Origin of the sequence: Leminorella richardii (genome assembly GCF_900478135.1) — a bacterium.
GTDB classification, from domain to species: domain Bacteria; phylum Pseudomonadota; class Gammaproteobacteria; order Enterobacterales; family Enterobacteriaceae; genus Leminorella; species Leminorella richardii.
In genome coordinates this window covers 1,135,806-1,158,240 of record NZ_LS483470.1, presented here as the reverse complement: position 1 = coordinate 1,158,240, position 22,435 = coordinate 1,135,806, and the positions used below count along the sequence as shown (strand labels likewise).

General features: G+C 51.9%; 21 protein-coding genes and 1 pseudogene. 5 read left to right on the top strand and 17 right to left on the bottom strand.

Going from position 1 to position 22,435, the window contains the following annotated elements:
- Positions 1-36: 36 nt before the first annotated feature.
- From DQM29_RS05485 to pncC, 3 genes are all read right to left on the bottom strand, one after another.
- The gene (locus tag DQM29_RS05485; RefSeq protein WP_111739669.1) at positions 37-510 is read right to left on the bottom strand and encodes a regulatory protein RecX; all 474 of its coding nucleotides are present in this window, start codon (positions 508-510) and stop codon (positions 37-39) included.
- A 36-nt stretch (positions 511-546) separates the two neighbouring features.
- The gene (recA, locus tag DQM29_RS05480; protein ID WP_111739668.1) at positions 547-1,596 is read right to left on the bottom strand and encodes a recombinase RecA; all 1,050 of its coding nucleotides are present in this window, start codon (positions 1,594-1,596) and stop codon (positions 547-549) included.
- A gap of 105 nt (positions 1,597-1,701) precedes the next feature.
- Positions 1,702-2,187 (bottom strand): nicotinamide-nucleotide amidase, encoded by a 486-nt coding sequence (gene pncC, locus DQM29_RS05475; RefSeq protein ID WP_111739667.1) that lies wholly within the window; start codon positions 2,185-2,187, stop codon positions 1,702-1,704.
- Between the two features lie 275 nt (positions 2,188-2,462).
- On the opposite strand from pncC, the gene DQM29_RS05470 reads away from it, so the two are divergent.
- The 3 genes from DQM29_RS05470 to mutS all read left to right on the top strand — a co-directional run bounded on the left by DQM29_RS05470 (position 2,463) and on the right by mutS (position 7,089).
- Positions 2,463-3,239 carry an MBL fold metallo-hydrolase gene (locus DQM29_RS05470; protein ID WP_111739666.1) on the top strand — a complete coding sequence of 259 codons (777 nt, stop codon included), beginning with the start codon at positions 2,463-2,465 and terminating at the stop codon, positions 3,237-3,239.
- A gap of 54 nt (positions 3,240-3,293) precedes the next feature.
- A complete protein-coding gene (locus tag DQM29_RS05465) occupies positions 3,294-4,253 on the top strand; it encodes a GlxA family transcriptional regulator (protein ID WP_111739665.1) in 960 nt (319 codons plus the stop codon).
- Positions 4,254-4,527: 274 nt separating this feature from the next.
- Positions 4,528-7,089, top strand: coding sequence for a DNA mismatch repair protein MutS (mutS, locus tag DQM29_RS05460; protein ID WP_111739664.1), 2,562 nt, complete (start codon positions 4,528-4,530; stop codon positions 7,087-7,089).
- Between the two features lie 88 nt (positions 7,090-7,177).
- Here the strand turns inward: mutS and DQM29_RS05455 are convergent, their stop codons facing one another.
- Both DQM29_RS05455 and DQM29_RS05450 read right to left on the bottom strand, forming a co-directional pair.
- A complete protein-coding gene (locus tag DQM29_RS05455) occupies positions 7,178-7,750 on the bottom strand; it encodes an MSMEG_1061 family FMN-dependent PPOX-type flavoprotein (RefSeq protein ID WP_111739663.1) in 573 nt (190 codons plus the stop codon).
- Between the two features lie 3 nt (positions 7,751-7,753).
- Entirely contained in the window at positions 7,754-8,860 is a 1,107-nt protein-coding gene (locus tag DQM29_RS05450; RefSeq protein WP_145960336.1) for an ABC transporter substrate-binding protein, read from the bottom strand.
- Between the two features lie 186 nt (positions 8,861-9,046).
- Between DQM29_RS05450 and DQM29_RS05445 the strand changes: the two genes are divergently transcribed.
- On the top strand, positions 9,047-11,230 hold the full coding sequence (locus DQM29_RS05445) for a TonB-dependent siderophore receptor (protein WP_197708849.1): 2,184 nt from the start codon (positions 9,047-9,049) through the stop codon (positions 11,228-11,230).
- A 95-nt stretch (positions 11,231-11,325) separates the two neighbouring features.
- Here the strand turns inward: DQM29_RS05445 and rpoS are convergent, their stop codons facing one another.
- The 12 genes and pseudogenes from rpoS to DQM29_RS05385 form a co-directional block, all read right to left on the bottom strand.
- Positions 11,326-12,315, bottom strand: coding sequence for an RNA polymerase sigma factor RpoS (gene rpoS / locus DQM29_RS05440; protein WP_111739661.1), 990 nt, complete (start codon positions 12,313-12,315; stop codon positions 11,326-11,328).
- A gap of 59 nt (positions 12,316-12,374) precedes the next feature.
- Positions 12,375-13,511 (bottom strand): murein hydrolase activator NlpD, encoded by a 1,137-nt coding sequence (gene nlpD, locus DQM29_RS05435; RefSeq protein WP_111739660.1) that lies wholly within the window; start codon positions 13,509-13,511, stop codon positions 12,375-12,377.
- Positions 13,512-13,864: 353 nt separating this feature from the next.
- On the bottom strand, positions 13,865-14,497 hold the full coding sequence (locus DQM29_RS05430; RefSeq protein ID WP_111739659.1) for a protein-L-isoaspartate(D-aspartate) O-methyltransferase: 633 nt from the start codon (positions 14,495-14,497) through the stop codon (positions 13,865-13,867).
- Positions 14,498-14,499: 2 nt separating this feature from the next.
- A pseudogene (surE, locus tag DQM29_RS05425) lies at positions 14,500-15,248 on the bottom strand (5'/3'-nucleotidase SurE).
- Positions 15,249-15,371: 123 nt separating this feature from the next.
- Positions 15,372-16,412, bottom strand: coding sequence for a tRNA pseudouridine(13) synthase TruD (gene truD, locus DQM29_RS05420; RefSeq protein ID WP_111739658.1), 1,041 nt, complete (start codon positions 16,410-16,412; stop codon positions 15,372-15,374).
- 5 nt (positions 16,413-16,417) lie between these two features.
- Positions 16,418-16,891 (bottom strand): 2-C-methyl-D-erythritol 2,4-cyclodiphosphate synthase, encoded by a 474-nt coding sequence (gene ispF / locus DQM29_RS05415; protein ID WP_111739657.1) that lies wholly within the window; start codon positions 16,889-16,891, stop codon positions 16,418-16,420.
- A gap of 14 nt (positions 16,892-16,905) precedes the next feature.
- Positions 16,906-17,616, bottom strand: a complete 711-nt coding sequence (gene ispD, locus DQM29_RS05410) for a 2-C-methyl-D-erythritol 4-phosphate cytidylyltransferase (RefSeq protein ID WP_111739656.1) — start codon at positions 17,614-17,616, stop codon at positions 16,906-16,908.
- Positions 17,617-17,904 (bottom strand): cell division protein FtsB, encoded by a 288-nt coding sequence (gene ftsB, locus DQM29_RS05405; RefSeq protein WP_111739655.1) that lies wholly within the window; start codon positions 17,902-17,904, stop codon positions 17,617-17,619.
- 20 nt (positions 17,905-17,924) lie between these two features.
- Entirely contained in the window at positions 17,925-18,893 is a 969-nt protein-coding gene (locus DQM29_RS05400) for an aminoimidazole riboside kinase (protein WP_111739654.1), read from the bottom strand.
- Between the two features lie 128 nt (positions 18,894-19,021).
- Positions 19,022-19,744 (bottom strand): amino acid ABC transporter ATP-binding protein, encoded by a 723-nt coding sequence (locus DQM29_RS05395; protein WP_111739653.1) that lies wholly within the window; start codon positions 19,742-19,744, stop codon positions 19,022-19,024.
- Complete coding sequence (locus DQM29_RS05390) at positions 19,737-20,498, bottom strand: amino acid ABC transporter permease (RefSeq protein ID WP_111739652.1); 762 nt, start codon at positions 20,496-20,498, stop codon at positions 19,737-19,739. Before DQM29_RS05390 ends, DQM29_RS05395 begins: the two co-directional genes overlap by 8 nt.
- Positions 20,499-20,570: 72 nt before the next feature.
- Positions 20,571-21,347, bottom strand: a complete 777-nt coding sequence (locus DQM29_RS05385) for a basic amino acid ABC transporter substrate-binding protein (protein WP_111739651.1) — start codon at positions 21,345-21,347, stop codon at positions 20,571-20,573.
- A gap of 346 nt (positions 21,348-21,693) precedes the next feature.
- On the opposite strand from DQM29_RS05385, the gene DQM29_RS05380 reads away from it, so the two are divergent.
- Complete coding sequence (locus DQM29_RS05380; RefSeq protein ID WP_111739650.1) at positions 21,694-22,410, top strand: nucleoside recognition domain-containing protein; 717 nt, start codon at positions 21,694-21,696, stop codon at positions 22,408-22,410.
- Positions 22,411-22,435 lie beyond the last annotated feature (25 nt).

The following is a 22,435-nucleotide window of genomic DNA, read 5'->3' as shown; positions in this document are numbered from 1 at the left end:
AAAATGTCTTGAGAGGGAAGTAAATCCGCAGAGGCGTTAATATTCAGAATCGCTAAAAACAGCGTGGATCTCATCCTGACGAAATCCCCGTTGGATAAGATAGCGCTGTAGCTTAGCCTTCTCTTTCCAATCCACCGGTAGAGTACCGTTTGACTTTCGATAGGCAGCTTCTTTAGCTAATGCAAACCAGTCTAGATCACAAGAGGCCAGCGCCGCCTTGGCTTCTTCTTGATTAATCCCCTTTTGCTGCATCTCAAGCAGAATGCGCCGAGGCCCGTAGCCTTTTCTACTGCGGCTTTCAACAAATCTTACGCCGTAGTCAGAATCGTTGAGCCAACCATGCTGCCGGCAGTACTCAATAACGCCGTTAACATCCTCTTCTGAAACAGGCTCTCGCTCTCCCTGAGTCCGAAAAGAAGAATGCGCCGTAAGAAGCTTACGGCGCATCTCTGCCTCACTGAAGTCCCGCTGGGACAGTAGCCGCATTGCGCGAGCCAACAGTGAGTTCATAAACGGCTATTCTCGATGAAAATCGACAGGCCTAAATTAAAACTCTTCGTCTTCCGGCATCTCTGATTCACTGTCTTCTGACGTAGAGATAACCGGATTGCTTGTTAACAGCAGTTCACGCAGGCGCTTTTCCAGCTCGGAAGAAATAGCCGGATTTTCCTGAAGGAACTTCATTGAATTAGCCTTACCCTGACCAATCTTGTCGCCGTTATAGGCATACCAAGCGCCAGACTTATCAACCAGCTTGTGCTTCACGCCCAGATCGATAAGCTCGCTCTCTTTTGAGATCCCTGTGCCATAGAGGATTTGGAAATCCGCCTGGCGGAACGGTGCAGAAATCTTGTTCTTCACAACTTTAACGCGAGTTTCGTTACCGACGACCTCTTCCCCATCCTTTATCGCACCAACGCGGCGAATATCCAGACGAACAGAAGAATAGAATTTCAGAGCGTTACCACCGGTGGTGGTTTCTGGGTTACCAAACATAACGCCGATTTTCATACGAATCTGGTTAATAAAGATAACCAAGCACTTAGCGGTTTTAATGTTACCCGTCAGCTTACGCAGAGCCTGCGACATCAGTCGAGCCTGTAGGCCTACGTGAGAATCACCCATTTCACCTTCAATTTCAGCCTTCGGCGTCAGTGCGGCTACGGAGTCGATAATAATCACGTCAACGGCGCCAGAACGCACCAGTGCGTCACAAATTTCCAGAGCCTGCTCGCCGGTGTCGGGCTGAGAAATCAGCAGATCGTCGACCTGAACGCCCAGCTTAGCGGCATAGACTGGATCGAGGGCGTGTTCGGCATCGATAAATGCACAGGTTTTCCCTTCTTTCTGCGCCTGAGCAATAACAGACAGAGTCAGCGTCGTTTTACCTGAAGATTCTGGCCCGAAGATTTCAACAACTCGCCCCATTGGCAGGCCGCCGATACCCAGCGCGATGTCCAAACTCAGTGAACCGGTTGAAATGGACTCAACGTCAAGCGCCTGAGTGTCACCCAAACGCATAATTGAACCTTTACCAAACTGCTTCTCGATTTGCCCCAGGGCAGCGGCTAGTGCTCTTTGCTTATTGTCATCCATTATGCGGCTCCACAATTTTCAAACTGACTCATAGATATATTTAAGGCGCTGATGCGCCCTTGATGAAAGTGATTATACTGTATGGTCATACAGTATCAAGCGAATTTAAAGAAATTTTTCCAGCACGACGCTCAGCGCATAGTGAACCGCCTGCTGGCGAACGCTATGGCGATCGCCGTCAAATCGACACACTTCGCTTAACACTAGCCCGTCACTGTTTGCCCAGCCAAACCAGACTGTACCCACGGGCTTTTGTGCCGTTCCGCCATCTGGCCCGGCAATGCCGCTGATCGATAGAGAGAGATCGGCATTCGCCGCCTTTAGCGCCCCTTTTGCCATTTCAATGACGGTTGCACCGCTGACAGCTCCCTGAGACTCTAGTGTAGAAGGGCTGACACCCAGCATATCTCGCTTGGCCTGATTGCTATAGGTCACAAAGCCGCGCTCAAAATAGGAAGAACTGCCTGCAATTTCTGTCAGATAGGCGGCGACCAGCCCCCCAGTACAAGACTCCGCACAGGTGATAGTCCATCCTCTAGCCTTCAAACGCTCACCTACCGTTTGACTCAGTTGACAGATTTCTTTGTCCACGCGGTTCCTCACTTTTGCCTTATGGCATTGTCAAAATGCTGTTCGTAAACATAAGAAAGAAGAACTCTAAAATCAAACAACTTTAGGAAAAGCTGGAAGGCGCATTCCATCTCTCTGAGTTATCACAATGAATCCCTTCACGTTCTTGATTGGCTAAACAGTGAATTTGGCCCGTTATCATCGATAAATGACCATTGAGCCACTCATTAACCCCTGCCTCTCTGACTTACACTTTTCTCACGCACTTTTGCGCTTAACAACAGAGAAAAATGCCCATGAAACTCACGCAAATACGCAACGCTACCATGAAAATTGAATACGCAGGCAAGCGGTTTCTTATTGACCCCATGCTGGCTGAAAAAAGCGCTTATCCCGGCTTTGCCGGTACGCTAAACGCCCACTTGTCCAACCCACTCGTTTCGCTACCGTTGGATATGGCGCAAATTGTTGATGTAGACGCTGTCATTGTTACCCACACGCATCTCGACCATTGGGACACTGCCGCAGCGCGCCTCTTGCCAAAAGAGAAGATCGTCTTCACTCAAAACAAGCAGGACGCTGAAATCATTCGGGCAGAAGGCTTTCAGCATGTTCATATCCTCTCAGATAAAACCGAGTTCGCAGGTATTATTCTGAGCAAAACCTCAGGGCAGCACGGTAGCGATGAAGCCTATGCTGACGACGCGATCGCTCAACGGCTCGGAGAAGCCTGTGGCGTCGTTTTTACGCATCCTCAAGAAAAGACCTTATATCTGGCTGGAGACACCGTCTGGAACCATCACGTTGACAGTGCGCTATCAACCTACCGTCCTGACGTCGTCGTTTTGAATGCGGGATATGCGCAAATTGATCGTTTCGGCGCCATTATTATGGGAACAGAAGACGTCTTTCAGGTGCATAAAAAAGTGCCAGATGCCGTTCTGATAGCAACACATATGGAAGCTATCAATCACTGCGCCTTAACAAGAAACGCCCTTCGTCAATTTTCCCGTGAACATGGTTTCAATTCGTGTCTGCGAGTTCCGGAAGATGGAGAATCCTGTACACTGTAAGCTCAGCGCCTATTTCGGTAGGCCTCATTTTTATCCGTCAGGACAGGAGTCTCCATGACAGTCCCGTCAGTTGTCGTCATTGCTACCGATGGCTTCAGCCCCTTTCACTTCTCCGTTCCCTGCACGATTTTTGGCAGTACTTTGCCTCACGAAAAGCTGTTCGACCTAAAGGTATGTGCCCAGACACCGGGCATCGTGCGCTCAACGCTTGGCCTGACTCTGAATGCAGAACAGGGAATAGAGGCGCTAGCACAGGCCGATATTATCGTTATTCCCTTTTGGCCTCACCCTGAGGAGAAACCCGACCCTGCTCTGCTGGCAGCGCTCACTGAAGCACACCGTCGAGGTGCATGCACTGTCGGGCTCTGCTTAGGCACCTATGTTTTGGCCTACGCGGGCCTGCTTGCCCATCGGCGCGCTGCAACGCACTGGGAATATGAACAAGACTTTAGCCAGCGCTTTCCCGATATCCAGCTCGATACCAACGCCCTATACGTTGACGACGGCGATATCATCACCTCGGCGGGAACGGCCGCAGGCCTTGACTGCTGCCTCCATATTGTTCGCCAACGCTACGGCAGCGTTGTTGCTAACCGCATCGCCAGACGTATGGTTATTCCCCCACATCGGGAAGGCGGTCAGGCACAGTTTATCGAGCGTCCTCTTTTATCATCCACCAAGGATATCCGAATCAACGCGCTACTGGATTTCCTAAAAGACAATCTGGCACAGAACCATCAACTGGATACCCTCGCCGCCCGCGCGATGATGAGCCGAAGAACCTTAACCCGGCAGTTTCATCTGGCGACCGGTATGTCTATCGGAGAGTGGTTAACCGTAGAGCGCCTGCAGCGAAGCCATACTCTGCTGGAGTCAACTAGCCGTACAGTGGAAACCATTGCACAGGACGTAGGCTTCGCGTCGCCGGTGTCATTTCGACAGCGCTTCAAAGAGCGCTATCGCGTAAGCCCTAGCGAATGGCGTAAAACCTTTCAGGGTAAAACGTTCGAATAAAACAGCCAACTTCTAGCGACATCTCCCATCTTTTGCTCTCGATTTACCTTTGACGTATTTTTTAATTTATTGAGGCGTTTCCTTGCTTTATCATGGCGTTCTTTAACATCGTCCGCCGCCTGATGCGTTGTAAAGATATGCCTTATTCTTGCCCTGACCTTCAGAATAGCCTAGGGTATCGCACGTATCTTTTATAACGCTTCTCGCCATCGTCAGACGCTGAAAACAATGCCGCGCCAGCCGCTGAATTCAAGGGACTAACAAGACAAACTCTATGAGTGATAAAGCAAACCTAGACGCCCATACCCCCATGATGCAGCAGTACATGAAGCTTAAGGCTCAGCATCCTCAAATTTTACTGTTCTATCGCATGGGCGACTTTTACGAACTGTTTTATGACGATGCCAAGCGGGCGTCTCAGCTGCTCGATATCTCTCTCACCAAGCGCGGCGCCTCTGCCGGCGAGCCCATCCCCATGGCGGGTGTCCCCCATCACGCGGTGGAAAACTATTTGGCGAAACTGGTTCAGCTTGGCGAATCCGTCGCTATCTGTGAGCAAATCGGCGATCCGGCCACCAGCAAAGGTCCGGTAGAGCGCAAAGTGGTGCGCATCGTCACACCGGGAACGGTCAGTGACGAAGCGCTGCTGCAAGAGCGGCAAGACAACCTGCTGGCAGCCATCTGGCACGACGGTGCGCGCTTTGGCTACGCGACGCTAGACATCAGCTCCGGTCGCTTTCAGGTTGCGGAGCCGGCCGACAGGGAAACAATGGCCGCAGAACTACAGCGCACCAATCCTGCGGAACTGCTCTACCCGGAAAACTTCGAGGCTATGGCGCTGATTGAAGGTCGCCGAGGGCTACGCAGAAGGCCTCTGTGGGAATATGAGATAGATACTGCCCGCCAGCAGCTTAATCTGCAGTTCGGCACTAAAGACCTCAACGGCTTTGGCGTGGAAAAGTCCGTATACGCCCTGCGCGCCGCCGGGTGCCTGCTACAGTACGTCAAAGACACACAGCGGACGGCGCTGCCCCATATTCGCAGCCTGACGTTTGAGCGCCAGCAGGACGGCATTATTCTTGATGCCGCCACGCGGAGAAACCTTGAGCTGACCCTTAACCTGTCTGGCGGCAGCGAAAATACTCTGGCATCTATTCTCGATCGCACCGTTACGCCAATGGGCAGCCGCATGCTCAAACGCTGGATACACGCGCCAACCAGAAATCTCGACACGCTGCGCAGCCGCCAGACCGCCATAGAGGAGCTGCGGAGTGCCTATTGCGACATTCAGCCGTTTCTTCGCAGCATTGGCGATCTAGAGCGCATTTTGGCGCGCTTGGCGCTTCGTACCGCACGCCCTCGCGATCTCGCTCGCATGCGTCACGCCTTTCAGCAGCTTCCCGACATTCACGCTCTGCTTGCTCCGCTATCTAGCGAAGCGGTTGAATCTCTGGCGCGCCAAATTAGTGAGTTTGACGAGCTTAAAGACCTGTTGGAACGCGCGATTATCGAGTCACCGCCGGTGCTTATTCGAGACGGCGGCGTTATCGCCCCAGGCTACAATGCCGAGCTTGACGAATGGCGCGCTCTGGCGGACGGCGCCACCGACTATCTCGACAGGCTGGAGATTCGCGAGCGAGACAGGCTGGGCCTCGATACGCTCAAAGTGGGCTTTAACGCTGTTCACGGCTACTACATTCAGGTCAGCCGCGGTCAAAGCCACCTTGTTCCGATCAACTACGTTCGCCGACAGACGCTGAAAAACGCCGAGCGCTACATTATTCCGGAACTAAAAGAGTACGAAGACAAAGTTCTGACCTCAAAAGGAAAGTCTCTGGCGATAGAAAAAGGGCTGTATGACGAACTGTTTGACCTTCTGCTGCCTCATCTAGAGGCTTTACAGCTAAGCGCAACAGCGCTGGCTGAGCTCGACGTTCTTTGCAGTCTGGCTGAACGCGCCGATACGCTCGGCTACGTTTGCCCAACGCTTTCCGACAGACCGGGTATTCAAATTGTTGCTGGTCGCCATCCGGTGGTTGAGCAGGTTATCAACGAACCCTTTATCGCCAACCCGCTACAGCTGTCGCCACAGCGTAGAATGCTGATTGTTACAGGCCCCAACATGGGGGGTAAAAGCACCTATATGCGACAGGCGGCACTGATCGTTCTGATGGCACATATCGGCAGCTTTGTTCCGGCGGATAGCGCCACTATCGGGCCAGTGGACCGCATTTTCACCCGCATTGGCGCCGCTGACGATCTGGCCTCAGGGCGCTCCACCTTCATGGTGGAAATGACAGAAACCGCCAACATTCTGCATAACGCCACCGAGCAAAGCCTGATCCTGATGGATGAAATTGGGCGCGGTACGTCAACCTATGACGGCCTGTCGCTGGCGTGGAGCTGTGCGGAAAATCTGGCGAATAAGATTAAGGCGATGACACTGTTTGCAACCCACTACTTCGAACTGACAACCCTGCCCGACCGCATGGAAGGGGTCGAAAACGTCCATTTGGATGCTGTAGAGCATGGAGAAACTATTGCCTTCATGCACAGCGTACAGCCGGGTGCGGCCAGCAAAAGCTATGGCTTGGCGGTTGCTGCGCTGGCGGGCGTACCGCGAGACGTTATCAAACGGGCGCGCCAGAAGCTAAAAGAGCTCGAGTCCCTCTCGGTTAATGCGGCCAACGGCTCTACAGAAGGTGCACAAATGGCGCTGCTGGCGGCCGATGAAGAGACGCCGCCGGTTGTTGAAGCGCTGGAGTCTATCGATCCTGATGCGCTGTCGCCTAAGCAGGCGCTGGAGTGGCTCTATCGTCTGAAGAGCATGCTGTAAGCAGCAGATTTTAACAGGTCAGCGTGTAGGTATTCCTGAGCTACAGGCTATATCGACACGCTGACCTTTGCTTTTCTGCTTTAAGGCATTAGGCCGTTCTAGCCTGATGAAACTCAATAATTGACGTCATTGACGGCGCCTTGTCCTTACGGCTTTGGCTTTCGCTCTCCCACAGCTTCGCCAGCGCAATTGCCTGACCGCAGTGAATAAACGCCTCTTCGATATCGACAACAATGGTGCACTTCACTTTCTTCCCGGTTTCGCTGAAAAAGTCCGTCAGCGCTGGGTCGAGCGACAGTCTCGCCTTGCCGTTTACCCGAAAGACTTCGTTAACACCGGGAATAAAAAACGTCAGCCCCACCTGAGGATTGCTGATGATATTTTGCATACCGTCTAGGCGGTTATTTCCTGCATAGTCGGGAATCAGCAGCGTTTTTTCACCGACTGTTTTCACGAATCCCGGCTCCCCGCCCTTGGGAGAAACGTCGACGCCGCTCTCCCCTACTGTGGCCAGCACCAGAAAAGGAGACAGAGCAATCATCTTCTGCCCATAGGGAGCAAGAAAGTCTAGCTGCTTTTTAACCACCATTTCACTCGGCATCGAGTAGTACTGACGCAGCTGTTCTTTAGATCCCACAATGTGTTCAGGTCGAATATACATAAGCTATCTCTGTAAAGTGGTCCAATAGGTTCCCTTTAAGGGCACCGGAAGGAATCGTTGATTCATTTCATCCATCGTTTTCTGTGGATCAATATCCTGATAAAGCTCAGGCTGTATCCACTTGGCCATCACTTCTGCCCCCACGATGTTAAAAGGCGAGCCGGTAAAGTAGTTCCAAAATCCGTGAACCTGACCGCTTTTTACTGCATCGAAAGTGTTAATGCCCTTTTGCTCTGTCAGCATCTTAAGCTGTCGTTGACTCACCGCGGGATCGACGCTCGTTCCCATCGGCAGCGCTTTAATGGGATCTACCGCAGAGTGGCCTGTAGCGATGTAGATCTGCGGATCTTTTGTAATCACGTACTCAAGGCTGAGCAGCCCGCCGTTAGCAGTCGGAAACTTATCAGCACCGATATTTTCGCCCTGAAAAAGAGAGATAAATTCACCAGGCCCGCCGGTACCGCTGCTCCAACAGCAATCCCACATGCCGGGATAGGCGTTCAATAAGACTCTAGGGTGAGAGATATCTTTCCCCTTTAACCTTTCCGTCAGCGCCGCCATGTGCTGCTGGTAAAAGTCGATAACCGCCTCGGCCTTTTCCTCTCTATCCAACAGCTGCCCCAAAAGGCGAGTAGACGCTACGGTATTTTTCATCGGTTCTTGGTAATAGTCGATCACCGCAACGGGAATTTTACTTTTTTTCAGCAGGGCAATTAGCGACTGCGACCGCGGTACTTGCCAGGCTTCAAAAATAACCAAGTCAGGAGTAAGAGAAAGCAGCGTTTCTAGAGAAAGTTCATCTCCACTGCCGCTACCAATGGTTCTTATCTTTGCCAGCGCAGGAAAGGACTTCTCAAACAGTCGATAGGTCGCTTCATCAAATTTTTTAAGCTCACTGCCCCAGCCTACCAGCACTGCCGCTGGATCTTCATGCACAAAAGAGAACGCCAGCAGGCTATAGCCCGATGCCAATATGATGCGCTGAGGTTTTTTCTCCAGCACAACTTTTTGCCCTGTCACATCTATCAGCTCTTTAGACCATCCTTCAGCCTTCACTGCTGATACACAGAAAATCAGAGCCATCAGTAGATAACGCACGCCTTTATACATGAAATGATTAACCTTTTTATTAACTATGGAACCCAGCCGCGCTCTGGTTAAGCCGGAAAGCGCAGATAATACCACCGCCTGATGGCACACTTCACCTGTAATGATAACTGTTCTCTTCAATTTTACCGGAACAACTCACTTTCTGGTTTCCATTGACAGTTACCTGCAAATCAAAAGAAAATAGCTATGATAACTATTATCATTTTTAACACTCATTGGAAAAACAAGTTTATGAACAATCACGTTGTCATGCCGAACGGTTTGACCTATAAGCCACTGGCTTATGCAGTCCTACTGAGTTTGGCAGCGGTCTCACCGGCTATAGCACAAGACGCTCAACAAAATACTGAAGCAGGTGAAACCCTTGTTGTTACCGCGAGCAATACTGCGATGAAAATTGACACCCCAGCGGCGGAAACGCCCCGCTCGGTCTCAGAAGTCACGCTGGAAGATCTTAAAGATCGCGGCGTCAGAAAGATTGACGAAGCGATGCGCTACAGCGCCGGTATTCAGACTGGCCATTACGGAGCAGACAACAGAACTGACTGGCTCATCATTCGCGGCTTCGAATGGTCTCCTTACCAAAACGGCCTACAAACGATTACTAATGAAGCGGGCTTTTATTCCTGGCATCAGGAAACCTACGGTATCGAACGCCTTGACGCCCTTAAGGGCCCCGCCTCCATGCTGTACGGGCAAAATCCTCCCGGCGGCCTGGTTAACGTTATTACCAAGCACCCTACTCGCTTAAAGCAGGGTGAAATTGACGTCTCTTACGGCTCTAATGACTATCGTCATTTTGGTCTGGACACTTCCGGCCCGCTCAATGATGAAGGCAACGTACTGTACCGCTTTGTAGGCTTCGCCAAAAAGGACAACGGCCCGGTAGACGGCGCATCCAGCGAGCGCTACTACTTTGCCCCCAGTATGACTGTCGATTTCAACGACAAAACCAGTTTGACCCTGCTCACCAGCTACATGAAAGACAACACCAACCCAACCAGTGGCTTTAAACTGCCCTACGGCACGCTGAAAAGTACGCCATTCGGTAAGGTGGATAAAGACACCAGCTTCGGCGAGCCGGGCTATAGCAAGGGTGATTCAGAGCAGTTCAACATCAGCTATGAGCTGAGCCACATGTTTAACGACACCTGGACGTTTAAGCAAAACGCCTCCTACAGCTATCTTAACCTGCTGCTGCGCAACGTATACGGCTCAAAAATGCTTGATGACAAAAACGTTCAGCGCGGTCTGACCTATCGTGACGGCAGCGCCCAGAACTACGCTATCGACAACCGCCTGGTCGGCAACTGGGTTATCGATCGTTTTGAAAACACGCTGCTGTTGGGTACTGACTACTCAACCGTTAACTCACGCGGTAAAGACGGCAACGTCTATAACTTCGGTTCCCCACTGAATATTTTCAGCCCGGTCTATGGCAACTACACGCCCGTCAGGGACGATCAGCTATTTAGCCACCATACCAAGCGTTTCCAAACCGGTGTATACGTTCAAAACCAGCTGAAGTTCGACGACAAGTGGATTCTGCTGCTCGGCGGCCGGTACGACAAGGCTCGCTCTAGCGACATTATCTCTAATGCAGGAGCCAGCAGTGGCGCGGCTAACGGTCGTATCGATATGGACGACCACAAGTTCAGCAAAAGCGCTGGCTTGATGTATCTGGCCGAAAACGGCCTTAACCCGTATATCAGCTATTCTGAATCCTTCCAGCCGCTGTCCGGCCGCGATGGCTACGGCAGTCCTTATAAGCCGCAGACCGGGCAACAGACAGAAATCGGCATTAAATATGTCCCTCAAGGCTTCAACGGCTACTTCAACGCAGCCATGTTCGAAATGTACCAAAAGAACATGCTGACGACGTCCAACGATCCGAGAATCAACTATGCGCAGGTGCAAACCGGTATGGCTCGCTCGCGAGGCCTAGAGCTTGAGGGTGTCGGTCACGTAACGGATGCGCTGCAGCTTCACGCTAACTATACGTTAAACCGTGTAGAAACCATTCGTTCAGGTGACAGCGATGAAATCGGCAACCGTATACCTTTAACCCCGTTGCACATGGCGTCACTCTGGGCAAACTACTCCTTCAGCGGTCCGCTTGAAGGATTAACTGTCGGCTCCGGCGTTCGCTACATTGGCAGCACCTACGGTGACAAAACCAATAGTAAAGACCTGAAAGTTCCCGCCTACACGCTTTGGGATGCGATGGTTCGCTACGACATCAGCAAAGAGTGGCAGGTGCAGGTTAATGCCAGCAACCTGACGGATACCAACTACGTCAGCGGCTGTAACTACTGGTGTTATTACGGTGAAGGTCGTACCGTAACAGCAAAAATCAATTACCACTGGTAATTCGATACGCATAAAGAAGCCGGCTCTAAGCCGGCTTCTTTATTTTTACATTTCTACATTAAATAAACGTCTACAGAACAAAAACGTTAAGGCGATTATTCCTGGAACAGCGCCTCAATGCTCAGCCCTTGTTTAACCAGAATCTCACGCAGCTGGCTTAAGCCCTCAACCTGAATCTGACGAACGCGTTCACGGGTTAAGCCAATCTCCGCACCGACGTCTTCAAGGGTAGCCGCCTCATAGCCCAGCAGGCCAAAGCGACGAGCCAGCACTTCACGCTGTTTTGGATTAAGCTCAAACAGCCATTTCACAATGCTCTGCTTAATATCGTTATCCTGCGTGGTGTATTCAGGATCGTTATTGTATTCATCAGGCAGAATATCCAACAGCGCGCTGTCTGACTCACCATTCAGCGGTGAGTCTACCGAGGTCACGCGCTCGTTAAGGCGCAGCATGCGGCTAACGTCACCCACGGATTTTTCCAGCTTGTTAGCAATGTCTTCCGCTCGCGGCTCGTGATCCAGCTTTTGAGAAAGCTCACGGGCAGTGCGTAAATAGACATTAAGCTCTTTAACAATATGGATCGGCAGGCGAATCGTTCTGGTCTGGTTCATGATGGCCCGCTCAATGGTTTGGCGTATCCACCAGGTCGCATAGGTGGAGAAACGAAAACCCCGTTCAGGGTCGAATTTCTCTACGGCGCGAATCAGCCCAAGGTTACCTTCTTCGATTAAATCCAGAAGCGCTAAACCGCGATTGTTGTAGCGGCGAGCAATTTTGACGACCAAACGCAGGTTGCTTTCAATCATCCGACTGCGCGCGGCGGCGTCACCGCGTAGCGCACGGCGGGCGAAGTAAACTTCTTCCTGCGCGGTTAAAAGGGGTGAAAAACCAATTTCTCCGAGATACAGCTGTGTCGCATCCAGCACATGTTGAGTCACATCTTGTGAAAGCAGTATATCGTCCGCAGAGTTGTCGTCTTCAACGACATCAATCGACGTTTTTTCATCAAACTCTGCGGGTTCACTATCATCGAAATCGGCACTTTCAGCCCATTCGTTGACTTTCAGCGTATTGGAACTCATATTTTGTCCTACCCGTAGTTGCGACAGTCTGGGCAGGAGAAAATAGAGTTCCTGCCCACTTAACGCTGCGGCAAATGCTGCAGCGGGTTAACGGATTTACCTTTGTAGCGGATTTCAAAATGCAATCTTACAGAGGTGGTACCCGTACTCCCCATTGTTGCTATTTTTTGACCAGCTTTGACTTCTTGCTGCTCGGCCACGAGCATTGAGTCATTGTGTGCATAAGCACTCAGATAATCATCATTATGCTTGATAATGATTAGGTTACCGTAACCCCGCAATGCGTTACCCGCATATACGATACGACCGTCAGCGGCGGCGAGTATCGATTGGCCTCGAGAGCCAGAAATATCAATGCCTTTGTTGCCTCCTTCAGCCGTTGAGAAGTTGTCAACCACCTTCCCCTCGGTAGGCCAGCGCCAGCGAACGCCAGATACACTGCTTGTTGCAGCTCCAGCTGTTGCCGTTCCTGTGGTCGTTGATGCCGTTGAACCCGTCGACTGTTGCGAACTTGGTAACGTTTTATCAACATTTTGTTTACTGGTTGGATCAGTGTACGCCCCTGAATTTCCAGAATCAACACTTGAGGCCTGATTTTGTGTTGCATTTGATGACGATGAAGTCGATTGCGATCCGGCAATAACCGTACTGTTATTTGCACCATTGCCAACGTTCAGAGTCTGACCGACATTCAAAGCATAGGGCTCGGCGACATTGTTGCGCTGCGCCAGCTCACGGTAGTCATTACCGGTGATCCACGCGATGTAAAACAGCGTATCGCCGCGGGAAACGGTATAGGTTGGACCACCGTTATAAGAACCCTTTGGAATATCTGAATAGCGACGGTTATAGGCAATACGGTCGCCGGAAGTCGTCGTGCCGTTACCAGAGGCAGCGTTCGCAACCGGTCGCCCCTGGAACGGGTTTTCACCCACTGGCGCTGCCGAGGTCGACGCAGCGGAACTGTCGCCAGAAATATTCGGACGGCTGGTATCCATCGCCGTCGTATTCTGGGTAGAAGTCCCCGCAGAACCGCCCGAAGAGGCCGTAGAAGAAGAGTAGGTTCCGCTACTTCCGTTAATAGAAGTAATGGGCGCGGGTTTATTCGGCTCACTGTTACAGCCGACCAACACCATGCTGATTACTGCGCCTAACGTGATACGCCGATACGTCATCATCGGGCTTCCTTTATTCATTCTTCCCCCAACATAGCAGAATTAATCATCTCAATATCCGATAGCCCGATATAGCATCGGGCGCTGAACATAATATACAGCAAAAACGATCGGTCGACATCGCCGCCGGATCGTCAAGTATTTCTGCCGTCAAACTGGCTCTGTGGCCTTAAACGGCCAGAACACAGCTGCAGCTATTTCTCGTCGTAATCGCGAAATGCTTTACGACGGCTATCCGGCTTTTACCCGACCTTAGAGTCAGTGTAAGAGTTTCTTCCACGATGAACCCTATATCCATCGTCATTTTTCGTCAAATGCAACACGTGTAATTTACCTATTTCTACAATACGGTTGGCGCTCCACTGACGATAAAGCTAGGCAACGTCCCCTTTTAGCATGGGAACAAAGCGCACGGTTTCAATCGTATCAACCACATACTGCTCCCCCTGACGCTGTACCAGCTGTAAAAGCTGCGACTGCTGCGCCGCTCCTACCGGCAAGACCATACGTCCGCCGTCCGCCAGTTGCCCTAACAACGAAGAAGGGATCTCATCAGGTGCCGCAGTGACAATAATGGCGTTGAATGGGCCACGCACCGCCCACCCCTCCCAGCCGTCGCCGTGCCGGGTTGACACGTTATGCAGATCAAGCTGCTTAAGGCGCCTTTTAGCCTGCCACTGCAGGCTTTTTATGCGTTCAACAGAGTAAACGTGTTGTACTAAATGCGCTAACACCGCCGTTTGATAGCCTGAACCCGTGCCAATCTCCAGCACTGTCGAATCCGGCGTCAGCTTTAAGAGCTCCGTCATTTTCGCCACCATATAGGGCTGCGAAATAGTTTGGCCTGCGCCAATGGGCAGTGCAGTGTTATCGTAAGCCTGGTGAGAAAGCGCCTCATCGATAAAGCGCTCTCGGGGAACCGAAGCCAAGGCCTGTAGGACTCGCTCATCGCGGATCCCCAAACCAACAAGCTGCTTTAGCATTGTCTGTACGCGTTTACTCGGCATACTCAAATAACCTTCGCTTGCGTTAACCACTGATGAATAACATCTTGAGCGGCATAGGCCGTTAAATCAACCTGAAGCGGCGTAATTGAGACATATCCCTGCTCTATGGCTGCGAAATCCGTATCTTCGCCAGAATCATCTTTCTCTCCCGGTGGGCCAATCCAGTAAAGATCGTTGCCTCGCGGATCCTGCTGGTGGATCACCCGTTCCGCCGGATGGCGGCGACCACAGCGGGTCACTTTGAACCCTTTAATCTCGTCCAGAGGCAGATCGGGAACGTTAACGTTTAATATCCGCCCTGTGCGAAGCGGCTCTTGCGCCAGCGCCGTCAGCAGGCGGCGAGTTACCGCTGCGGCCGTATCAAAGTAGCGGTGACCGTCAAGAGAAACCGCTAACGCGGGTAGCCCCAAGTGGCGCCCTTCCATCGCGGCAGCAACGGTTCCTGAATAGATAACGTCGTCACCGAGGTTCGCCCCAGCGTTAATGCCGGAAACCACAATGTCCGGGCGAGGCGTCATTAGAGCGTTAACCCCCAGATAAACACAGTCGGTTGGCGTTCCGCGCACGGCAATATCACCGTTGCTTAGCGTGTGAATTTTTAGCGGCATTTCCAGCGTTAACGCATTGGATGAGCCGCTGCAGTTGCGATCCGGAGCCACAAGCTGCACCTGAGCAAACTGGCGCAAAGACTCAGCCAGCGTCTGGATCCCGGCGCGCTTATCCCGTCATCGTTGCTCAGAAGTATTCTCATGCTGTCAATTAGGCTCGTATCTTTTGAAGGAGAGCCGCAGCACAACTGCGGCCAAGACTTTCTCGATTATAACCCCATCTGCACACTCAGGAAAATGAACAACGCACGGGAAATACAGGGGAGCTACGCGTCCGGCAGACCATCTGTCGGCGAGCGGACAAGCTCACGGACCACGCTGGTAGCAAAACTGCCCGCAGGTAGATCAAAGTTTAGATGGAGCGTTTCGCTGTCCGACCAGCGCCACGTCATATTCTGAGGAACAACCAGCAGTGCCCGACGAGCAGGAGCTACACGCTCTCTAGCCAGCAAAGCCATCGCCTCACCGTTGGCCGTCAGGACTTTTTGCTCAAAGGCCAGCGCTTCGTCCCGGCTACCTGGCTCACCGTCACCGGGAAGCGGTGCAGTAATATACACATCCCCATCATTCAGGCGCTGTTGAGCGCTTTCAAGCTCATCCTGAGTCACCGTAAACCAGCTGCCGCTTCCGGTAAGACCCACCGCGTCACCTAATAAAACCTGACGATGAAAACCGCCTTCGATGCGCTGACTCACTGCCTGATTAAACACGGCGCTTCGCGCGGCGGACAGGTAAAAACTGCGCTTGCTACGCTCCCGCACCTCAATCTCACCGTTCGCCCACTTGCGAGCCATAACCAGATTGTTGCCGTTACGGCCAAACCGCTGTTCGCCAAAATAGTTGGGAACCCCGTGAGCTTGAACCTGTAGCAGTCTCGCTTCTACGTCGTCACGGTTATTTATTTGCCGTAACACCAGAGCAAACCGGTTGCCCTTGAGCGCGCCGATGCGAAGCTTGCGCCGGTGGCGCACGACGTTGAGTACCTCACAGCCTTCTAGAGAAAAGCCGGAGAAGTCCGGAGTATCTTTACCGGGCATCTGTAGGCAAAACCACTGTTCAGTAACGGCCTGGCGATCTTTAAGACCGGCATAGCTCACAGCACGGGCAGAAATGCGTGCAAACTTTGCTAGGCTGTCAGCAACAAACTGGGTGTTATATCCCGTCTTGCGCAGGTATACCATGACGTGTTCGCCGTCGCCGTCAAAAGAAAAGCCTAGGTCTTCCCGAACACAGAAGTCTTCCGGGCAGGCCTTAATCGCCCCGCTCGAAGCAGGCTGACCGTAAAGCCAAACGGGCGTTATCAGCATCTCGCTCACGCCTTTACCAGCAGAGCAACGGCTTCACAGGCGATTCCCTCTTTACGACCGGTAAAGCCCAGCTGTTCAGTGGTGGTCGCCTTCACGTTGACATCGTCAATGTGACAGCCGAGATCTTCAGCAATATTGACCCGCATTTGAGGAATATGGGGCGCCATTTTCGGTGCCTGAGCGATAATCGTGACGTCAACGTTGCCGATGAGATAGCCTTTTTCCTTGATACGACGGAAGGCTTCTCTTAATAGTACTCGGCTGTCTGCCCCTTTATAGGCAGGATCCGTATCGGGAAACAGTTTTCCAATATCTCCCAGCGCTGCGGCACCCAGCAGGGCGTCAGTCAGCGCGTGAAGCACGACATCACCGTCAGAATGCGCCAGCAGCCCAAACTCATAGGGGATAGCAACGCCGCCGATGATTAACGGCCCTTCGCCGCCAAACTTGTGAACGTCAAAGCCGTGACCAATGCGCACAGGCACACTCCTTCTTAGTCTTGATGGGTAAGATAAAACGTTGCTAGCGCCAAGTCTTCCGGGCGCGTCACTTTGATATTGTCAGAACGCCCCGGCACCAGCAGCGGATGATAGCCGCAGTACTCCAGCGCGGAAGCCTCATCTGTCAGGCTCACGCCGTCGTTAATGGCCTGCGACATGCAGTCGTAAAGCAGTTCAAGAGGAAACATTTGTGGCGTCATCGCGTGCCACAGACCGCGTCGATCCACCGTGTGGGCAATAGCTGACTCGCCGTCAATCGCTCGCTTCATGGTGTCTTTCACCGGCATAGCTAGAATTCCGCCCTGACGCCCGCGATAAACCGTGGTGATTAACGTTTCTAAATCGTCATAGTGCAGGCATGGGCGAGCGGCATCGTGTACAAGCACCCAGTCAGCGCCGACAGACCGTGCCTGAGCCAGGCCCGCCATCACTGAATCCGCCCGTTCGGCACCGCCGATAGCGGTAGACACCCGCGGATCGGCTGCAATCGGTAATGAAGAAAAATAGCTGTCTTCTGGATGAAGCGCGATGATGACCTGCTCCACCGCGCGGTGTTCTAACAGAGCGCTGACGGCGTACTCAAGAATGGTTTTTGTACCAATGGTCAAATACTGTTTGGGGAAGTCACACTGCATTCGGCTGCCGATACCGGCGGCCGGTAAAATCGCGACGGTGCGTGGATGGAGGGAAGCCGCTTGAACCATCTACTTCTTACCGCCCTGTTCAGGAATGATGCGATAAAAACTCTCTCCGGGCTTAATCATGCCCAGCTCGCTGCGCGCTCGCTCGTCAATCGCTTCCTGCCCGCCTTTTAAATCGTTGATTTCAGCAAACAGCCTTTCGTTGCGCGATTTTAGCTTAGCGTTGTTGTCCAACTGTCGGGCAATATCTTCGTCAACGCGGACATAGTCATGCAATCCATTCTTGCCCAGCCACAGCGAATACTGAAGCCAGCCCAGCAGGATCACCAGTAACAGTGTAAGTTTCTTCATCCCATCCCCCAAAAAACCGGCTAATCATCCCATAACTGGCCGACAGACTCCATACGGAAAGTCGGGTAAAGAGAGAGAAACTGTTGCAGCTGTTCTGCGGTCGGCAGTCCTCGCCAGGCGCCCTTTTGCGAAACGGATAGCGCACCACAGGCGCTGGCTCGGCTGATCAGCCCAGACAAAGTCTCATCTGTTTGAGGAAAACCGCGCAGCGTAATACCCGTCAAAAGCCCGGCCACAAAGGCATCTCCGGCACCTGTAGTATCGATACTGGTGGTCGAATAGGCGTTGAATCGGAAAGTTTCTCCACGGTAAAGTACGATGCCGCCGTCGCTACCGCAGGTGATCGCTTTTAGCTCCGCAGGATAAGCGCGAAGCGCATCAAGGGCGCTTTTCCAATCCCCATCGCGGGTCGATGTCAGCCAAAACAGCTCGCTTTCCGACAGTTTGAGAATGTCTGCCTGCTGGCTGTAACGCACAATCTCTTGCTTCATAACAACTGCGTCATCCCACATCTGGCTGCGGAGGTTGACGTCAAAGCTCACAATTCCCTTTTGCTGCTTTACCTGCTCCGTCAGCGCCCATAGCGCTTCACGGCAGGAGCCCCCCACTAAAGCCAGTGAGCAGGAGTGCAGCAAGTCGGCCTCTTTAGAAGGCAAACTGCGACGGGCAAGAAAGCGGTCTGCCGGAGGATTCACAAGAAACGTAAAGCTGCGCTCGCCGCTCTTTTCTAATGAAACCAAGGTGGTACTGGTTCGATGATGTTCATCTTGCTCAACGTGCTGGCAGTCTACGCCGTTCTCTTCCAAAGACTCGCGCATAAAAAGGCCAAAGGGATCGTCACCGACCCGACCTATAAAGCCGGAAGACACGCCTAGCCGAGAAACGCCAACAGCGACGTTTGCCGGAGCACCGCCAGCACAGGCTTCGTACTGCTGATGCCCCTGTGGCAACAGGTCAACGACAGCATCGCCTAACGCCCAGATTTTCATATTGTGCTCGCTCTTATCGTTATACGCTCACAGTGTACGCGCTGTGTCGCTTTCGCGCGCGTTTAGAGGTAAAAAAAACGGCTACCGCAGCGGTAACCGTTGTTTATTCTTCACCCTGCCGATTCGGCTTACAGCACTTTACTCAAGAACGCACGGGTTCTTTCGCTTGACGGTGATGTAAACAGCTTCTCAGGCACATCCTCTTCCTGAATGATGCCCTGGTCGATAAAGATTACTCGGTCTGCCACATCTTTGGCGAAGCCCATCTCATGGGTTACAACAACCATCGTCATCCCCTCGTGAGCCAGAGATTTCATCACCGTTAACACCTCCCCCACCAGCTCGGGATCCAGCGCAGAGGTGGGTTCATCAAACAGCATGACCTTGGGCTCCATCGCCAGCGCTCGCGCAATGGCAACGCGCTGCTGCTGCCCGCCGGAAAGCTGGCTAGGATAGGCGTCAATCTTGTCCAACAGCCCGACTTTCTGCAACAGCTTTTCGGCTCTTTCTACCGCCTGAGCGCGCGACAGCTTTTTAATGTCCATTGGCGCCAGAATGAGGTTCTCTAACACCGTCATGTGGGGAAACAGGTTAAAGCGCTGAAAAACCATGCCAACGCTCTCGCGCAGATGATTGAGATTGGTTTTCCTATCGTGAACCGCAAACCCGTTAATAAAAATCTCGCCGTCGCTCATCTCTTCCAGCGCGTTCATGCAGCGCAGAAAGGTACTTTTCCCCGAGCCTGAAGGGCCAATAATACACACCACCTCATTGGCGGCGATATCGCAGGAAATACCGCGTAAAACGTGAATTTTACCGAACTGTTTTTGTAAATTACGGATCTTAATCACTTCTGCCTAACCTCTTTTCCATATGCCTTACCATCAAAGAGAGTAAGAACGTAATCACCCAGTACACAATTGATATTGTCAGGTAGGGTTCCCAGTAGCTGGCATAGGCGCCGGATACGGTTCTGGCGGCATAAGCCAGATCGGCAAGGCCAATGGCGGACGCCAGCGACGAATCTTTTACGATAGCAATCGCGTTATTCCCCAGCGGCGGCAGCATGCGACGAAACGCCTGCGGCAGAATAATCTTGCGCATGGTTTTGCCATAGGTCATACCGAGAGAGCGGGACGCTTCCATCTGCCCTTTATCGATAGACTCAATCCCAGCGCGGAAAATCTCGGAAACGTAGGCACCCGCGTTTAGCGTAATGGCGACAACGCAGGAGAGGAACGCGCCATATTCCGAACGCAGCATGCGGGCGAAGTCTATTGACATAATGCCGCTGGACACCAGCAACCCGTCACGAGGATTAATCAGCAGCGGGATCAGCGCGAAGTGCACTACCATGATTTGAACAAACAGCGGTGTACCGCGAAAGGCACTAACGTAAATCTTAACCGGCCACTGGACAAAAGTGCGCAGGAACAGATCCATTCCTCGGCTGCGCGGCGCGCGGGCCAGACCTCCTAGCCCCAGAACCAACCCCCAGCTTACCCCTAAAATCACGCAGATGATGGTGCACTTGACGGTCATCAATGCCCCTTCGGCAAACAAAGGAGCATATTCCTGGATTATCTCCCAGCGAAATCCTGACATAAAAAAAGAACCTGTAGTTAAAAAGCGTTCAGGGCGAATCAATCGCCCTGAACGCAGTGACTAAAAAATCAGTTATTCGGCAGGCAGTGCCGGAACGTCGTTATCAAACCACTTTTGGTAGATTTTCGCATAGGTGCCGTCAGCGATAATCTTTTTCAGACCGGAGTTGATCTTGTTACGCAGGTCGTCGTTGCCTTTGGCAACAGCGATACCGAAGTACTGGCGCTCAAACTTGGCGTCAGAGACCAGATTAAACTCTTTATCGGGGTGGTTTTTAATGTAGAACTTGGCCACCCCCACGTCACCTACTGCCGCATCAATGCCGTCTTCATACAGCTCTTGCAGCATCAGTGGAGTATTGTCGAAACGCTTGATAGCGGTACTGTTTTTACCCAGCACGTCAGAAACAACGATATCGCCGGTACTGGAGTTTACTACGCCGACTTTCAGCGGTTTCAGATCGGCAATGCCGCCGATAGTCTTGCCTTTTGGCACGACAATGGCCTGCTCTGCAGGGAAATAGGGAGAAGAGAAGTCAACCATCTGCTTACGCTTGTCGGTAATGGTGATACCGGAAATAATAATGTCGCGATCGCCGCTGCCCAGCGTTGCAAAAATGCCTTCCCAAGGGGTATTCACCAGCTTGATGTTAAAGTTTTCCGCTTTAGCAATGGCGGAAATCACATCGATATCAAACCCTTCAAGCTCTTTCTTGCTATTTTCAAACTCAAACGGGCGATAGGTTCCGCCTGAACCTACCACATAAGTAGGATCCGCAGCATTCGCCGCCGGTAGCGTACACAGAGCGGCTGCCAGACAGGCACCGAAAATGGAAAGACGTTTAAACATAGCTTTATCCTTATCGTTAATTCGTTAACTGTTTTATGGCTAATGTCTGAAAGTATGCACGAATAGCGCATAAAAATACATAAATCTCTGAATTATCGGATAAGTACCAATCCTACGTATTCAAGCTGCTCATTTATCTATACCGCCTTGATAAATTAACAAAATAGACACATCAGCAGCATATTATTATCAACCGCACAAAAAGTGCACGGTCAGGTAGAAAATATTACGGAAGCGTGATCTGTAGTATTTACAATTGCGATCAAAATAAAAAGAATGCCAATCTGGAATAACGATAAACGATCGCCAAATAACTACACGATAGTTTTTTATCAGGGAATCTCATATGTCTCAAGAAAGTACTAAGCCTACCCAACCGGAGGAATCCAAAGTTGGAATCGGCGCCTATATCTCTCTCATTTTCGCCATGGTGTTCTTTTCTGGCCTGTTAGGGGGAAAAGAATGGTGGTCTGTTTTTGACTTTACGACCCTTAACGGTGCGTTCGGTAAAGTAACCGCAAACGTCACTCAGGCTGACGGCGCAATTAACGTCGCCAAAACCACGTTTCGCGGTGCAGGCGGCAACGGCGCAATGGACGGTTTCCTGTTCGCCTTTGGCCTGATCCCTTCAGTGATGTTTGCTCTGGGCATGATTAACGTTCTGGAACACTATGGGGCTCTGAACGCGGCTCGCAAGCTGCTCACTCCCCTGCTTCGCCCTCTGTTAGGTATCCCTGGTTCAACCGGCCTGGCTATTATCGGTAGCCTACAGAGCACCGACGTCGGCGCATCGCTGACTCGCTCACTGGTTGACGAAGGCCAACTGACGGAAAAAGAAAAAGACCTGATCACTATGTTCCAGTTCTCCGCTGGCGCCATGATCACCAACTTTTTCTCTTCCGGCGCGGTGCTGTTTACGCTGATGACCGTAGACAATACCCCTGCCGTACCGGCCTCTATTGGTTTATGCATTTGCGTTATGTTCGTCATGAAGATCGTCGGCACGAACATATTCCGCCTCTATCTGAGCCTGACCACTAAAAAAGAAGCGACTAACGCGTAACCCATACGGAATTTAAGGATATCAA